Below are 16,842 nucleotides of genomic sequence, written 5' to 3'. Positions count from 1 at the left end.
ATTGAAAGAAGAGTAAAACGACGAAACATGAACCAAGACCATAGTTAAAAGGGATAATCATATTATCTCTTTTAGGCATGAATTCGAGTCTAGCAAAGCATGTAGCTCTCAGAATGGGAGCTACATGGAAGTGATATTAAAGAACTTCAAACTCAATAAATAAACGGCAACGGAATAAGCTCTAATCCTAGTACACCACTAATCCCCATCACCACTAGCAGTGAGACTTTAAACACCGACTTTGACCAAGCGATGTAGTTGCTGTCATCAATGCTGCGAAAAGTCACTTTCGTCCACATAAAGCAAACGACCGCTGCAACCGCTAAGTATTCATACCCAGCTTCACCAAGTAAAAATAATCCCAACGATACTGCGCCAAACGCCACGACATACGCTTTCATGTGTCGATGCGCTTTATGAATGCCCTCTTTAACTGGTAATACGGGAATCCCGGCTTCTCGGTAGTCTTGCATGCGGAACATGGCAATCGCGTACGAGTGCGGCATTTGCCAGAGACAGAACATGGTAAAGAGTAAAATCGCTTCCAAGCTAATAAAGTTTGTTACCGCTAAATAACCCACTAATGGCGGGACTGCACCTGAAATACTTCCCACTAAGGTTCCATACACCGAGTTACGTTTGTACCACATCGTGTAAAAGAACACGTAATACACGTAGCCAAGCAACACGACGACAGCGGATAGTGGGTTCACTCGGATAAATAACAGTGCGGTTCCTACCAGCAATAAAGCAAGTGCATAAACAAACGCAATATCGATATTGATGTTGCCTTTCACTGTTTCACGATTTCGTGTACGTGCCATCTTTTGGTCGATATCACGATCGAAAATATTATTCACCACACAACCTGAAGCGATGACTAACCCAACACCAACTAACGTCGTAACGAACAGCATTAGACTGGCTGGTTCTGTTTTTGCGGCGAGGAAGAACCCCGCCGCAACAGAAATCAGGTTGCCGAAAATAATGCCCGGTTTAGTGATAGACAAATAACTTTTCAGCATACCTTGACCTACAACTTCATGTTGACGTTCATGTTGTAGATGATCCATACCGAGCCAGCGATAAGGATAAGTACAACAATGGCGGTAAACATCAGTGATACAAGATTCCAACGTCCGTCGGATGTTTTTGTTTCCATGTGCAAGAAGTATTTAAAGTGAACAAATATCTGCACTAATGCACATCCAAATAGAATCGCATAGGTCGTTGTATCTGGTAATGATTTCGTCCAAACAAAGTAGAACGGAATTACCGTCAGAATCAGTGAGGCAATAAAGCCTTTCACGTAATCTGACGAACTGGTTTCTACATGTTGATCCATTACATTACTCCCAGTAAGTAAACGATGGTAAAGACACAAATCCAGACGATATCTAGAAAGTGCCAGAATAGGCTTAAGCAGTTAAAGCGCATTGCCATATTGTCGTTCAGACCTTTCGTCGACAGTTGATGGTACGCTACCGCTAACCAAATCAGACCAAAGGTTACGTGCAGGCCGTGCGTACCAACCAACGTAAAGAATGCCGATAGGAATGCACTTGTTTGTGGACCATAGCCTTCTTCAATCAGGTGATGGAACTCATAGACCTCCATACAGATAAAGCCAAGACCAAGCGCGAACGTTACTAACATCCAACGTTTGAGACCAGCAACGTTGTTGCGCTTCATCGCGATAATGCCGAAACCAAATGTGATACTGCTAAACAGCAGCAGCATGGTTTCGACAAACACGAATGGGAGTTCGAAAATGTCTTTACCTGTTGGGCCCGCAATTGAATTGCTCGACAGAACAGCGTATGTCGCGAACAAGGTCGCAAACAGTACGCAGTCACTCATCAGGTAAACCCAAAAGCCAAATAGCTTGTTGCCATTCGTGTCATGGTGGTGATCATGGTCGTGATGTGCTGCGATATTAGTTTGCATACGTCACCTCCAGATCATCTTTACTTTCGCTGTCTTTCACTGAGTTTTTCTTCGCTTCTTCAAGCTGAGCTCGACGCTCGGCCTCAATTGCTTTGATCTCTTCAACTTCCACGTAGTAATCCACGTCATCGTTGTAGCTGTGCTGAATACACGTCACGATAATACCGACCAAACTTGCTGCCGCTAGCCACCAGATGTACCAAATCATGCCGAAGCCAAATAGGAGCGACCAAGCCGACACGTAGATGCCTGTTGCCGTGTTTTTTGGCATATGAATACGTTCGTATTCCACTTCTTTAGTTGGATCGAACTCGCCACTTTGTTTCTGGTACCAGAAGGCATCCAGCACATCACCTTTTGGTAGGTGCGCAAAGTTGTAGAACGGCGGTGGAGACGATGTTGCCCACTCAAGAGTACGACCACCCCACGGGTCACCAGTTAGATCACGGTTTTGCTCGCGGTCACGGATACTCACGTAAATTTGGATGAACTGAGACAATACGCCCAGCGCAATCACAACCGTACCTGCTGCGGCAATCGACAACAGTGGGAAGTATTCTGGGTTGATGTCTTGGCTTAAACGACGAGTCATCCCCATGAAGCCCAGCGCGTAAAGCGGTAAGAACGCCATTAAGAAACCAATAATCCAAAGATAGAACGCGCGTTTGCCCCAAGTTTCATTCATGGTGAAACCGGTCGCTTTCGGGAACCAGTAAGTGATCGCAGCGAAACATCCAAACACCACACCACCGATGATAACATTGTGGAAGTGAGCGATAAGGAATACTGAGTTATGCAGAACGAAATCTGCGCCCGGAACAGCCATTAGTACGCCCGTCATACCACCAACAGTAAAGGTGATAAGGAAGCCCACCGTCCACATCATTGGCGTCGTAAAGCGGATGCGGCCTTTGTACATCGTGAATAGCCAGTTGAAGATCTTCACCCCTGTTGGGATAGAAATGATCATCGTGGCAATACCGAAGAAGGCATTTACGTTCGCGCCAGACCCCATCGTAAAGAAGTGGTGTAGCCAAACGACAAAGGCAAGAATCGTGATAACTACGGTAGCCCAAACTAGCGATGTGTAACCGAACAACTTTTTACGTGAGAAGGTTGCGGTGACTTCTGAGAACACACCAAAAATTGGCAAGATCAAGATGTACACTTCTGGGTGACCCCAAGCCCAAATCAGGTTGACGTACATCATTACGTTGCCGCCAAGATCATTGGTAAAGAAGTGCATGCCTAGGTATCTATCCAGCGTAAGCAGAGCGATAGTCACCGTTAGGATTGGGAATGAAATGATGATCAAAATGTTTGCACACAGAGACGCCCAAGTGAAAACTGGCATCTTCATCATTGGCATAGACGGTGTACGCATACGCAAAATGGTCGCGAAGAAGTTCACGCCTGTTAACGTCGTACCAACACCTGATATCTGCAGCGCCCAAATCCAATAGTCGACCCCGACTCCTGGGCTAGCCTCAATACCTGAAAGCGGCGGATACGCCAACCAGCCGGTACGACCAAATTCACCTAAGCCGAGAGACATGTTTGTTAGGATGACACCTACAACAAACAGCCAGAAGCTCAAGTTATTCAGATACGGGAAAGCTACGTCACGCGCACCAATCTGCAATGGCACGATGATGTTCATCAGACCAATGACCAATGGCATCGCTACGAAGAAGATCATGATCACGCCATGGGCAGTAAAAATTTGATCGTAGTGATGCGGTGGTAAGTAACCTGCTTCACCCGCAGAAGAAAGGAGTTGCTGACTACGCATCATGACTGCGTCAGCAAAACCACGAACAAGCATCACCATCGCTACTGCGATGTACATGAAGCCAAGTTTTTTATGGTCTACTGAAGTAAACCATTCATTCCACAAATATTGCCACTTTCCGGCTTTGGTCACCGCGTAAACTACGGCTAAACCAACCAGCGCCACAACCGCTAGGGTGATGACAATAATAGGTTCGTGGAATGGAACTGAATCAAGAGTTAATCTTCCAAACATTACGATTATCCTTGGTTTTCAGGCAAACAGTTCATTGAACCAGGATGCTGAGTCACAACGTCGGTGAACAAGAACGGAGGAACGCTAGAGAACAAAGTGACTGGCTCTGCGATACTTGGCGCTGCCAGTGAGCTGTATTGCTCCCAATCTTCAATACGATCAGGGCTCGCCTTCACTTTCTGCACCCAATTTAGGAACGCAGCACGATCAGACATTGCTGAAGCTGTGAACTTCATTTGCGAAAAGCCTTCGCCGCTGTAGTTCGATGCAAAACCCTTGTAGTCACCTTCGTGGTTCGCTATGAGGTTGAGCTTGGTTACCATGCCTGGCATCGCGTAGATCTGTGTACCTAAGCGAGGGATGAAAAACGCGTTCATGATGTTGTCCGAAGTCAGTTTGAACTGCACTGGCACGTCTTTCGGGAACGCCACATAGTTCACCGTCGCAATGTTTTCTTCTGGATAGATGAACAACCATTTCCAATCGAGTGACACCACTTCGATGGTCATTGGTTTAACATCACTTTCCAAAGGTTTGGATGGCTCTAGTTCATGAGTCGAACGCCATGTGATCGTCGCAAGAATCGCAATGATGATGATTGGAATTGTCCATACCACCACTTCGATTTTGGTCGAGTGTGACCACTCGGGTGCGTACTCTTCTTCAGTGTTAGAGGCGCGGTATCGGTAAGCGAAGTAAATCGTCATTAAAATCACAGGGATTACAACGATCAACATCAGCAAAAGAGCAGTAATAATTAACTCTTTTTCTTGCACACCAATGGCACCTTTGGGGTCAAGTAAAGCTGAATTACATCCTGAGAGCATAAGTATGACGGACGCCAAACTTCCCCTCGACAAGATGCGTTTATATCTTGAGGCTTCCATTAACTTTCTCGATGGTTGTCTGGTTTCAAAGCAGATGCCAATCAAAGTAAATAAGAGCTCACAAATAGCGCAGAGGTAATGTATGAGAACAAGAAAAAACCTCGATAAGTAGTTATTCTACTTACAATTTTTTCAACTTCGTCATCAAGCATTTTACCAGCTAGGATGAACCGTTATTTGCTACGATACGATTGGTATCAAGCCAAGAACCAGTTGTTATAGTCATTAGAATGTTTATGTGTTGAGCATGAGTAACGTCGGGCTCAGAGCGAAACAAAACGGAATTGAGTGGAGATCAAAACCACACTCTTAGTGTGAGTTTATTGTTACACTTTGAAACACTATGTTACATTTGGCGCATTATGAGGAGTAAAAAGTTAAAGCTCATTAGCCACAACTGGAAACTAACCTTCCATTAATGGAAGTTACACACTTTAAATAGAATATTAACCTCAACACGAATTTCTCGTGCTTCAACAATTAATTATTTAAAAACAAACAGTTGAAACTAAAAATTGATGAGACTGACTATCAACTTCATTTACGCAGATAGCCTTAATGAGAAGCGGAAGCTAAAAAATCAAAAGTGTGATCAACATCAAATTAATGATTTCACTTAATATTTGAGTGGTATTTACATCTCTTTATTGGATTGTGAGAAATCATTCTCAAGGTAAATCCAAACATAAGTTGTAAATACATTTGGGTTGCGCAGAATTAGCACTCCACAACATAGAAAATGTTGAAATGGAAAGAGACTTATTATTCAGGTCTATCAGAGCCTTATTTCAGTGGTCACTTACATACGAATGCCGCCATCCACTTCTAAAACCCTGCCAGTAAAGTAATCACTCTCAATAATGTATTTTACTGCATGCGCGATTTCGCTTGTTTCGCCCATCCTGCCAACTGGGATCATCTTTTCTAGTCGCTCTATGGCTTCGGGTCTCATTTGCTCTGCCATCGCGGTATGAACTACACCTGGTGCAACCGCCGCCGCGCGAATACCGTATCTTGCGAGCTCACGAGCCCATGTTGTCGCCATGGTCGCGACCGCCGCTTTAGATGCAGAATAATTGGTTTGTCCGATATTCCCTGCTCTCGCAACACTAGAAATATTGATGATAACGCCTCGGGAGCCACTCTCAATCATCTTGACGGCAGCTTCACGCCCACACAAAAATGTTCCTGTCACGTTAACGTTCATGACCAAATTGAATTGATCCAAAGACATCTTACTGATCACGCCATCTTTTGCTTTTACAAGTAACCCATCTCTTAACACGCCAGCGTTATTGACTAACCCATTGAGTTGACCAAAATCTTGGATAATCGCTTCAAACGTGGTTTCAACATCGATTTCGTTGGTGACATCCACTTGATATGTCAACGCTTTCGCACTCAGCATTCGACACTGCTCTTGTGTTTCCATTAAGCCACTGGCGTTTACATCCAACAACGCTAAATCAGCGCCAGCTTGAGCAAGGGTAATGGCCATCATTTGCCCAAGCCCCTGCCCTGCTCCTGTAATGGCAATAACACTACTTTTTATGTCCATATTGGTGCACTCCATAGCTCGTAATGTTCTCTATCTCAACTAGTCTAAGTTGGCCGAAATGATGCGCGTTTTAGGTCACCATCTCGGGCTGGTTTGTCACAAAACTCGGTCTAGCCTTTCTTACTCTTGTATAACTCAAATAAGCTTGAGAAATCGAGCTCGCCGTGGCCGCTCGCGTTGTGGAAAGAATATAAGTTGCGCGCTAACGACCCCATCGGAACCGAAGAATGTGTTTGTAACGCCGCATCTAACCCCAAGCCGAGATCTTTTAGCATGAGTTTGCTCATAAAGCCCGGCTGGTAATCGTGACTGGCTGGCGCACTGTCCATCACGCCTGGGCAAGGATTGTAAAGCTCCAATGCCCAATTTCGGCCAGAGCTTTGCAGCATGATGTTTGATAGCACTTTTGGATCGAGTCCATGATCGATACCTAGGTTTAATGCCTCGCACGTACCAGACATTAAAATGCCGAGCATAAGGTTGTTACAGATTTTCGCCATTTGACCATCGCCTGCTTTGCCAGCATGGAAAACATTTTTTCCCATATACTGCAAAATCGCATTGGCTTTAGAAAACGCTTGATCCGAACCACCAACAATAAAGGTTAATGTCGCCGCTTTAGCGCCAGCAACGCCCCCCGAAACGGGCGCGTCGACAAACAACACGCGTTTATTTGCCGCTTCATTGGCGACTAATCGCGCAGAGTCCGGATCAATGGTTGAACAATCAATCATCAAGGTACTTGGCGAGACAAGATTGAGGACACCTACGCCGCCGTGTAAGTCGCCAAGATACACGGAACGAACGTGAGATCCTGCTGGTAGCATCGTGATGACCGTGCTTGCACCATCCACGACTTCCTCGATAGAGCTCGCCACCACCGCACCAAAAGGTGCAAGTTGCTTTGCCGCTTCGCTATCGACATCAAATACTTGCACGTTAAATCCAGACGCTAATAAGTTTTGCGCCATCGGATGCCCCATTCTTCCTAAACCGATAAATGCGATGGTACTCATGATCATTCTCCTTATTGACCTAGTGTTTGTTCACCCAAATCAGCAAGCGGATGTTCGTCATCCGGCCAAAGTGAGGTAAACAAGGTATCGATGATATCTTCATCGACTTCACTGACATTGTTAAACATCCAGTTAGGTTCGCCATCCCGGTCAATAAGCCGAGAACGGACGCCCTCTTTAAACTCACCTAATAAGGCACTGCGAACCGATAAACTCAGCTCCAAGCGGAAGCAACCTGCAAGTGGTAAGCTGTGGTATTCTTTCACTTGTCTGAAGCAAATATGCGCGGTGATCGGACTGCCTGCGGCGAACGTTTGTTTCGCGTTTTCTATCCACTGACTGTTCCCGTCGATAGCCATGATTCGCTGTGCTATCGTATTAAGATCAAAGCCTTTGCACGCTTCCTCTATCTGATCTAAGTATGGACAAATTTGCGTGGTTGGTTTGCTATCAATAACTTGTTCTTCCATTAACTGTAGTAGTGCAGTTACCAACTCTTTCGCATCTTCTTTGCCCCACTGGAGCCGCTTTAGCTCATCCAGTAAGGTGGGATACTGCTCTTCCAACAGTAACCAATCGGCCAAACCAATAGTGACAGCGTCACTTGAATTTACCATTGAACCTGTCAATCCGAGGAATAAGCCCACTTGCGGATCTATCTGGCTTAAAAACCACGTACCTCCCACATCAGGATACAGTCCGATATTGATTTCTGGCATAGCAAGGCGTGATGTTGTTGTCACAACTTTATGGCTGGTTCCCATAAAAAGCCCCATCCCACCGCCCATGACAATACCTTCTCCCCAACCGATAATGGGTTTGTTGTAAGTGTGGATGAGATAGTCACACTCATACTCCAACGAGAAATAGTCCGTACAGAACTCTACGATTTTTTCTTTACTCTCGTTATGCATGACGTGATACATAGCTCGAACATCGCCACCAGCGCAGAATGCTTTTTCTCCAGCGCCAGTGAGTACCACACAAGTCACATGCGGATCGTCTTGCCACTTGATAAGCTGATCGTTGAGTTGGACTAACATGTCATACGTCAATGCATTCAATGAAGCGGTGTTGTCTAACGTTGCGATACCAATGCGGTGCACGCCATCTAAGCACTCTATTTCACTGATGGTTACCATCCCTGCCATGTGGCCTCCTATCGGTTTTTCCATTGCGGTGGGCGTTTTTCTAAAAAGGCGCGAACACCCTCAACTTGATCTTCCGTATCAAAAAGATTCAGAAACAACTCTCGCTCTTTCATTAAGCCGTGCTTAAGTGGCGCAGAGCGCATATTTTGAATGAGCGCCTTACACGCAGCGACAGAAGATGGCGACTGGTTCGCAACAGATTCAGCAAGCTCCAACGCTTTACTTAAAGCTTCGCCTTTGGGAACCAACTCCTCAACCAAGCCTAGTTCTTTTGCTTTGTCAGCGCTGACTTGCTCTCCACATAAAATGATACGCTTTGCCCAGCCTTCCCCTACTAACGCTGTGAGGTTTTGGGTACCGCCAGCGCAGGGCAAAAGTCCGACTTTGGCTTCAGGTAAAGCAAGTACCGCTTGCTCTTCAACTACTCGAATATCACAAGCTAATGCCACTTCTAAACCTCCGCCCATGGCGTAACCATTAATGGCGGCAATGGAAACACCACGGAATTCCGAGAGCGTTTCAAAAGCTTCACCAAAGCATCGCGCCATTTCTAACGCAACCGCTTTGTCACCATCAGAAAATAGCTTGAGATCCGCACCAGCAGAGAAAAACTTTTCTCCACTGCCAGTTAAAACCAGTGCGTAGACCTGCTTATCATTGTTAAGTGTGAGTATCAGCGACTTCAGTACCTTGAGGCTCTCTGCTGTCCACGTATTGGCTGGCGGGTTGTTCATTGTCACCACCGCAACATGATTAGTGATCGTATGTTGAATGGCTTCTTGGGTTAATGGCATATCTGAATCCTTTCTCAATGAGCAAATCCAATACTTCGCTACAGCAAGGCCGATTCCTCAGAGAGCAAACGGCGCGCGATGATCAAGCGCATGATTTCGTTTGTCCCCTCCAGAATTTGATGCACACGCACATCTCTGAAATGACGCTCCATTGGATACTCTTTGATGTAACCATAGCCGCCATAAAGCTGCAGCGCTTGGTCGCAAACCTGAAAGCCCACATCGGTTGCGAACCGTTTTGCCATCGCGCAATAAGCAGTGGCATCTGGGTCATTTCGGTCGAGTTTACTGGCGGCATAGCGCACCAACTGCCGCGCAGCCACTAGCTTTGTCGCCATGTCTGCCAATTTGAATTGTAAGGCTTGAAACTGCGCAAGCGGCTTGCCGAACTGCTTACGTTCTTGAATGTACCGTGTCGCCTGATTAAGGGCCTGTTGAGCCGTACCGACGGAGCAGGTCGCAATGTTTATACGCCCTCCATCAAGCCCTTTCATCGCAAAGACAAAACCGTGCCCTTCTTCGCCCAGTAAATGGCTAGCTGGAATAACGACATTTTCAAAAGTAACCGCTCGTGTTGGTTGGCTGTTCCAACCCATTTTGGGTTCTTTGCGCCCATAGCTGATACCATCTGCGTGAGCAGGAACAACAAATGCAGACACGCCTTTGGCACCCGCTTCTCCGGTTCGCGCCATCACGACCAAAACATCTGTCTCTCCTGCGCCAGAGATAAAGGTTTTGCCGCCGTTGATGACATACTTATCTCCCTTTTTTGTAGCGGAAGTGGTCAGTGCAGCGGCGTCTGATCCTGCGTTAGGCTCGGTTAAGCAATAGGAGCCTAACCACTCCCCCGTAACTAATTTCGGACAGAACTGCGTTTTGGCTTCATCGGTAGCAAAACTGGCTATCATCCAACTGACCATGTTGTGAATCGTCATAAACGCCGTAGTGGACGTACATCCCATGGCCAGTTGTTCAAAGATAATTGAAGCATCCAAGCGACTCAGCCCTAGGCCACCTTGCGCTTCTGGAGTGTAGAGACTGAGAAACCCCAGTTCCCCCGCCTCTCTCAATACGTCTTTGGGGAAGATCTGCTTTTCATCCCACTCCGCCGCCATCGGTGCTAAACACTCATCGGCAAATTGCTGAGCGGTATCGGCAAATGCACGTTGATCTTCATTAAGTTCAAAGTCCATAAAAGCTCCTTCTATTCACTCAGCGCAGTTGGATGGTCAAATTAGGCCCCGTTGGAATATCGTCATCAAACCAACGTGCCGTCACCGTTTTAGTCTCGGTATAAAAACGTACCGCTTGTTTACCATACGCATGTAAATCACCATAGAAACTGCCTCTCCAACCAGTAAAGGAGAAAAATGGTAAAGGGACTGGAATAGGCACATTGATCCCAACCTGACCGACTTGAATGTCATGCTGATATTTTCTCGCAGCAGCGCCATTAGCCGTAAAAATGGAAGTGCCGTTCCCGTATGGGTTGCGATTCACCAACTCAATGGCCTCTTGCAACGTTTCGACTTCCATACAAACTAAAACAGGGCCAAATATCTCTTGCGTGTAAATCGACATATTCGCTGTTACACCGCTAAACAAGGTTGGGCCAATCCAGTTTCCATCGGGAAAGCCTTCCACTTCACACTGACTGCCATCCAGTTCACACACTGCGCCTTGTTGTTTGCCATCTTCGATTAGGTCCAATACGCGTTGTTTGGCTTGCTCACTGATCAGTGGGCCATAAGCAGCTTGCTCATCGTCCCAAGGCCCTGGGTGTACTTTCGCCATTGCCTGTTTAAGGTCTGTAATCCATTGTTTTGAATCGCCGACAAATACCGCAACAGAAATTGCCATACAACGCTGCCCCGCCGCCCCAACGGAGGACCCCACTAAGTTATTCACCACTTGTTCCTTGTTCGCATCAGGCATGATCACCATGTGATTTTTAGCACCAGCAAAAGCTTGAACGCGTTTAAAGTGTTTCGTACCCGTAGTGTAGATATAACGGGCAACAGGAACCGAGCCAACAAATGACACCGCTCGAATATCAGGATGAGCCAGCAGAAAGTCGACTTGCTCTTTGCGGCCATGAACGATCTGCAACACCCCTTTTGGCGCGCCGGCTTGCTCAAATAGTTCGGCTAAACGAATAGAGGTCAATGGCACTTGTTCGGAGGGTTTGAGCACAAACGTATTGCCCGCAGCGATGGCGATTGGGAACATCCACAACGGAATCATGGCAGGAAAGTTAAACGGCGTGATCCCACAACACACACCTAAGGGCTGAATCATTGAGTAACTATCAATATCCGTGGCAACGTTTTCGACGGTTTCTCCCATCATGTTGCTAGCAATGTTTGCCGCCTGCTCAACCACCTCGATACCACGCCACACATCGCCTTTGGCATCCGCTAAAATCTTACCCGTCTCATGAGAAAGCAGTGTGGCAAGCTCATCATGATGTTCTTTGAGCAAGTGCTGATAGCGAAGCATGACTCTGGCACGCTCGGATACTGCCACTTCCTTCCAAGATTGGAATGTCTCTTTCGCATTATCAATGGCGGCTTCCATCTCGTGCTCTGTGGAACATGGAACGTACGCAATGACATCATTAGTGGCGGGATTGGTTACCTCAACCCAATCCGATGTTTGAGATTCACGAAACTCGCCACCAATAAACAAGGGAACCAAACGAGTCATCATTTACTCCTTTCTGATTTCAATTAAAGCGGTATTTCAATGCCTATCGCCGTGGCTTCTCCACCACCGATACAAAGTGACGCAACACCCCGCATCACTTTTTTGGCTTCGAGATCACCATTGGTGCCTAACGCTTGTAGCTGACGCAAACTGTGAATCAATGTCACCAGAATTCGTGCGCCACTAGCCCCTATCGGATGCCCAAGCGCACAGGCTCCACCTTTAATATTTACTTTGCTCGTATCTAGTCCAAGTTCCGCCACCGCTATTTGTGTCACGACGGCAAAGGCTTCATTGATTTCCCACAGGTCCACTTCATAAATTGACCAATCTAGCTGGAACAGCAGTTGCTCAATTGCGTAGACGGGTGCCAAAGTAAATTCTGCAGGTTTTCTGGCATGTGTAGAGTGCGCCTTGATGATCGCAAGTGGTTTAAGCCCCTGATGACGCGCAGTGTCTTCATCCATAAGCACAAGAGCCGCTGCGCCATCTGAAATGGCACTCGAATTAGCAGCGGTCACCGTACCTTTTTCATCGAATGCAGGTTTGAGTTGAGGAATTTTACCAAGGTCAATCGAGCGAGGGTGCTCATCGTAGTTCAGCACCGCTTGTTCTGACTTGGTATTGAGTGAAACCGGCGAAAGTTCATCGGCAAACAAGCCTCGCTCTTGAGCTTCCAACGCACGTTTTGCCGACATCACGGCCCATTCATCCATTTGCTCTCTGGTGAACTTAAGCCTGTCAGCGACTTGCTGAGCATAAACACCCATTAAGTGCCCTTCGTAAGCATCTTGTAGCCCATCGAGAAACATGTGGTCATACGCAGACTGGTGCCCCATACGCATTCCCTTTCTCGCCTCCCTCAGCAAATACGGCGCATTGGTCATACTTTCCATACCACCAGCAATGGCAGAGCGAATCGTTCCAGCTTTAATGAGATCGTGCGCTAACATGACGCTCTTCATGCCAGAGCCACACACTTTGTTAATGGTGGTGCACCCTACACCCAAAGGAAGATCTGCCCCCATAGATGCTTGCCTCGCAGGAGCTTGTCCACACCCTGCTGGAAGCACACATCCCATGAACACTTCATCCACCGAAGTCACATTCACTTCGTGCATTGCCGCCTTGATCGCCAGTGCGCCTAATTGAGGAGCAGAGTAAGTTTGCAACTTGCCTTGAAAGCGCCCAATTGGCGTTCTTTTCGCGCTGACAATCCAGATGTCTTTTCCCATGATTCGCATTCCCTTAAGGTATATGTGAACACTTGGCAGACTGATGACACCCTACATAGAATTACTCACCAAGCGCCACACCAGCCTTTATCGCCTTTTTCACTAACAAACTTTCATTCCGCGATTTCTTGACGTTTACGTAAGCATAGCACTAGCCTTTACAATGAGATGAAAAAACACACCAAGCAGACGTTTATATTTCAAAGTTGATGTTCGGCCTTCCCATTTAAGGTTCGATTTCCAGAAACTGGATTTTTATTCGAGGTAAGTATGTTATGGAAAAATACAAGATCAGTGACCTCGCCAAGGAGTTTGATATTACTACTCGCAGTATCCGGTTTTATGAAGACGTGGGTCTGATTGAACCAGAGCGAAAAGGCAATATGCGCGTTTATCAACGCAGGGATAGAATTCGCCTCAAACTGATTTTAAGAGGGAAACGGCTCGGTTTTTCGCTGGCAGAAATTCGTGAACTTTTCGAGCTCTACGACATGCAACAAACCGAAGGACAGTTATTGAAAATGCTCAATATCATTGAAGAGAAACAAGCCGTCCTACAACAACAACTCAACGACATCAGCGTCGTTATGGCTGAGTTGAATGCCGCTAAGGAGCGTTGTATTCAAACACTCAAAAGCAAGCAGACATAAACGCTATACTCAATTAGCAACACCGCTACCGGCTTTTCCACCTTACCTCTGATACCGGGAGACGTTATGAAAAGCACCTATACCCCACTCAATTTCGGACTTGGTGATACCATCGATATGCTCCGAGAACACGTTAATGCCTTTGCTACGGAACATATTGCGCCCATCGCCGCTGAGATAGACCGCGATAACCAGTTCCCGAATCATTTATGGCCTTTGTTGGGAGAAATGGGGTTGCTTGGTGTGACCGTCGATGAAGAGCTTGGTGGTGCAGGCATGGGATACCTCGCTCATGTTGTTGCCATGGAAGAAATCAGCCGTGCCTCTGCGTCTGTCGCTTTAAGCTACGGCGCTCATTCTAACCTGTGCGTCAACCAAATCTTTCGTAACGGCACGCCTTCTCAACGCGAAAAATACCTTCCAAAACTCATTGATGGTACGCACGTTGGCGCCCTAGCGATGAGTGAGCCCAATGCCGGTTCAGACGTGATAAGCATGCAACTGAAAGCGGAGAACAAGGGCGACCATTTTGTACTGAATGGCAACAAAATGTGGATAACAAACGGGCCCGATGCTGACGTAGTGGTGCTTTACGCTAAAACGGATGTCAGCGCAGGTTCACGTGGCATTACCGCATTCATTATTGAACGTAACTTCGCAGGTTTCACTCATGCTCAAAAGCTGGACAAGCTAGGCATGAGAGGCTCGAATACTTGCGAACTTGTATTTAACCATTGCGTAGTGCCAAAAGAGAATATTCTTGGCGAGTTGAATAAAGGCGTCGAGGTGTTAATGAGTGGGCTGGATTACGAGCGCGTCGTCCTCGCTGCCGGACCACTCGGGATAATGCAAGCTTGCATGGACATTGTGGTCCCGTACGTACATGAACGAGAGCAGTTTGGAAAATCCATTGGCGAGTTTCAGTTAGTTCAGGGCAAGATCGCCGATATGTACTCTCGAATGAGTGCAGCAAAAGCGTATGTATATACCGTCGCAGCGGCTTGTGATCGAGGTAACGCAACACGCAAAGATGCGGCAGGAGCGATTTTGTACAGTGCAGAGCTCGCCACACAAATGGCACTCGATGCAATACAACTGCTCGGTGGGAATGGCTACATCAATGAATACCCTGCTGGTCGTTTGCTACGTGATGCAAAGCTTTATGAAATCGGCGCGGGTACCTCAGAGATTCGCCGCATGTTAATAGGCCGAGAGTTGTTCGAAGAATCTCGCTAACGGAACATACGACAAGGAAGTCATTATGGCCATTATCAAAAGTAAAACTAAGCCAACTGACGAGTTATTTCTTTCCAATAAAGCTGCGATGGAAACGTTGGTCACTCAACTTAATCAACACATCGAGACCATCAAACAGGGCGGCGGTGAAAAAGCCATTCAGCACCAGAGGCAAAAAGGAAAACTCCCCGCACGAGAACGCATCGCGCGCTTGCTTGATGACAACACTGACTTTCTTGAAATCAGCCAGTTTGCCGCCTGGCAAGTGTATGACGAAGCGATCCCCTGCGCTGGCGTTATCGCCGGCATTGGTATCATAGAGGGGATTCAATGCATGGTCATCGCCAACGATGCTTCGGTAAAAGGCGGAACCTACTACCCACTCACGGTAAAAAAACACCTTAGAGCGCAAGAGATTGCCCAACGTTGCCAACTCCCCTGCGTGTACTTGGTGGACTCCGGTGGCGCAAATCTCCCTCATCAGTCCGACGTCTTCCCCGACAAAGAACACTTTGGTCGCATTTTCTTTAACCAAGCGAGAATGTCGGCGAAAGGCATCCCCCAAGTTGCTGTTGTGATGGGGCTTTGCACTGCTGGGGGCGCGTACGTTCCTGCCATGGCGGATGTGTCCATTATGGTTAAAGAGCAAGGCACCATTTTTTTGGCGGGGCCACCTTTGGTGAAAGCGGCCACTGGCGAAGTCGTGACGGGTGAAGAGCTCGGCGGTGCAGACGTGCATTGTCGAAAATCTGGTGTCGCAGATTATTACGCTGAAAATGATGAACATGCCCTAATGCTTGCGAGAGAAGCCATTGCCAATGCCAATAGAACAAGACCTGTTAAGCCAGAAAACACCGTGCTTCCTCCCCGCTACGACGCAGAAGAAATCTACGGAATAGTGAATGCCAACTTACGACTGTCATTCGACGTTCGAGAAATTGTTGCCCGCATCGTCGATGATTCTGATTTCGACGAATTCAAAGCCTTGTATGGCAGAACGCTAGTGTGTGGCTTCGCTCGTATTCAAGGACACTTGATTGGTATTGTGGCAAACAACGGTATCTTGTTTTCTGAATCGGCACAAAAAGGCGCGCACTTTATTGAGCTGTGCGCCAAACGGAAAACACCGCTTCTCTTTCTCCAAAACATTACCGGCTTTATGGTCGGAAAAAAGGTTGAAGAAGAAGGCATCGCAAAACATGGCGCCAAGTTAGTGATGGCCGTCGCTTGTGCTGACGTGCCGAAGTTTACCGTGATCATCGGTGGATCGTACGGCGCTGGTAATTACGGCATGTGCGGCCGAGCGTATGATCCAACCATGATGTGGATGTGGCCGAACGCGCGTATTTCTGTGATGGGCGGAGAACAAGCAGCAGGCGTTTTAACACAAGTTCGAAAAGACGCGAAGGAACGTCAGGGGGAAGCGTGGTCAGAGCAAGAAGAGCACATTTTTAGAGAATCGATCATAGACTTGTATGAAACACAAGGACATCCCTATTTTGCGAGTGCTCGGCTATGGGATGACGGAATTATTGACCCTAAAAAAACGCGTCAGGTGTTGAGTCAAGCGTTAATGGCAGCATTAAACGCCCCCATTCCTGATAGCGAGTTTGGCGTCTTCAGAATGTAAATATCC

At 47.1% G+C, this 16,842-nt stretch carries 15 protein-coding genes; 3 read left to right on the top strand and 12 right to left on the bottom strand.

Translation table 11 applies throughout. The features are described 5' to 3' along the window. Window positions 1-152: 152 nt before the first annotated feature. The 12 genes from cyoE to OO778_RS23935 all read right to left on the bottom strand — a co-directional run bounded on the left by cyoE (window position 153) and on the right by OO778_RS23935 (window position 13,320). A complete protein-coding gene (gene cyoE, locus OO778_RS23990; protein ID WP_031780178.1) occupies window positions 153-1,073 on the bottom strand; it encodes a heme o synthase in 921 nt (306 codons plus the stop codon). After that, on the bottom strand, window positions 1,034-1,345 hold the full coding sequence (gene cyoD / locus OO778_RS23985; RefSeq protein WP_005375783.1) for a cytochrome o ubiquinol oxidase subunit IV: 312 nt from the start codon (window positions 1,343-1,345) through the stop codon (window positions 1,034-1,036). The genes cyoE and cyoD overlap by 40 nt, the downstream gene beginning before the upstream one ends. Then, window positions 1,345-1,947, bottom strand: a complete 603-nt coding sequence (cyoC, locus tag OO778_RS23980) for a cytochrome o ubiquinol oxidase subunit III (protein WP_005375782.1) — start codon at window positions 1,945-1,947, stop codon at window positions 1,345-1,347. Before cyoC ends, cyoD begins: the two co-directional genes overlap by 1 nt. Continuing rightward, on the bottom strand, window positions 1,937-3,973 hold the full coding sequence (gene cyoB, locus OO778_RS23975; protein WP_005375781.1) for a cytochrome o ubiquinol oxidase subunit I: 2,037 nt from the start codon (window positions 3,971-3,973) through the stop codon (window positions 1,937-1,939). The genes cyoC and cyoB overlap by 11 nt, the downstream gene beginning before the upstream one ends. Window positions 3,974-3,978: 5 nt before the next feature. Further along, window positions 3,979-4,860 (bottom strand): ubiquinol oxidase subunit II, encoded by an 882-nt coding sequence (gene cyoA / locus OO778_RS23970; RefSeq protein WP_005388604.1) that lies wholly within the window; start codon window positions 4,858-4,860, stop codon window positions 3,979-3,981. A 799-nt stretch (window positions 4,861-5,659) separates the two neighbouring features. Further along, window positions 5,660-6,418 (bottom strand): SDR family oxidoreductase, encoded by a 759-nt coding sequence (locus tag OO778_RS23965; protein ID WP_213906892.1) that lies wholly within the window; start codon window positions 6,416-6,418, stop codon window positions 5,660-5,662. Between the two features lie 110 nt (window positions 6,419-6,528). Then, window positions 6,529-7,434, bottom strand: coding sequence for a 3-hydroxyisobutyrate dehydrogenase (gene mmsB / locus OO778_RS23960; RefSeq protein ID WP_053307783.1), 906 nt, complete (start codon window positions 7,432-7,434; stop codon window positions 6,529-6,531). 11 nt (window positions 7,435-7,445) lie between these two features. Further along, complete coding sequence (locus OO778_RS23955) at window positions 7,446-8,585, bottom strand: enoyl-CoA hydratase/isomerase family protein (protein ID WP_258460786.1); 1,140 nt, start codon at window positions 8,583-8,585, stop codon at window positions 7,446-7,448. 8 nt (window positions 8,586-8,593) lie between these two features. Then, entirely contained in the window at window positions 8,594-9,379 is a 786-nt protein-coding gene (locus tag OO778_RS23950) for an enoyl-CoA hydratase (protein ID WP_104970097.1), read from the bottom strand. A 38-nt stretch (window positions 9,380-9,417) separates the two neighbouring features. After that, window positions 9,418-10,572, bottom strand: coding sequence for an acyl-CoA dehydrogenase family protein (locus OO778_RS23945; RefSeq protein WP_264911968.1), 1,155 nt, complete (start codon window positions 10,570-10,572; stop codon window positions 9,418-9,420). Between the two features lie 19 nt (window positions 10,573-10,591). Continuing rightward, window positions 10,592-12,085 carry a CoA-acylating methylmalonate-semialdehyde dehydrogenase gene (locus OO778_RS23940; protein ID WP_017634263.1) on the bottom strand — a complete coding sequence of 498 codons (1,494 nt, stop codon included), beginning with the start codon at window positions 12,083-12,085 and terminating at the stop codon, window positions 10,592-10,594. A 23-nt stretch (window positions 12,086-12,108) separates the two neighbouring features. Then, window positions 12,109-13,320 carry an acetyl-CoA C-acyltransferase gene (locus tag OO778_RS23935; RefSeq protein WP_025767662.1) on the bottom strand — a complete coding sequence of 404 codons (1,212 nt, stop codon included), beginning with the start codon at window positions 13,318-13,320 and terminating at the stop codon, window positions 12,109-12,111. A 275-nt stretch (window positions 13,321-13,595) separates the two neighbouring features. Here OO778_RS23935 and OO778_RS23930 point away from each other — a divergent pair, with 275 nt between their 5' ends. From OO778_RS23930 to OO778_RS23920, 3 genes are all read left to right on the top strand, one after another. Continuing rightward, window positions 13,596-13,970: a MerR family DNA-binding transcriptional regulator gene (locus tag OO778_RS23930; protein WP_017821195.1), complete on the top strand. Its 375-nt coding sequence runs from the start codon at window positions 13,596-13,598 to the stop codon at window positions 13,968-13,970. Between the two features lie 66 nt (window positions 13,971-14,036). Continuing rightward, entirely contained in the window at window positions 14,037-15,206 is a 1,170-nt protein-coding gene (locus tag OO778_RS23925; protein ID WP_158159375.1) for an isovaleryl-CoA dehydrogenase, read from the top strand. Between the two features lie 25 nt (window positions 15,207-15,231). Then, a complete protein-coding gene (locus OO778_RS23920; protein WP_238842839.1) occupies window positions 15,232-16,836 on the top strand; it encodes a carboxyl transferase domain-containing protein in 1,605 nt (534 codons plus the stop codon). Window positions 16,837-16,842: the final 6 nt, after the last annotated feature.

It is taken from the genome of Vibrio sp. STUT-A16 (genome assembly GCF_026000495.1).
Classification (GTDB): domain Bacteria; phylum Pseudomonadota; class Gammaproteobacteria; order Enterobacterales; family Vibrionaceae; genus Vibrio; species Vibrio diabolicus.
This window is presented reverse-complemented; position numbering and strand designations above follow the sequence as displayed.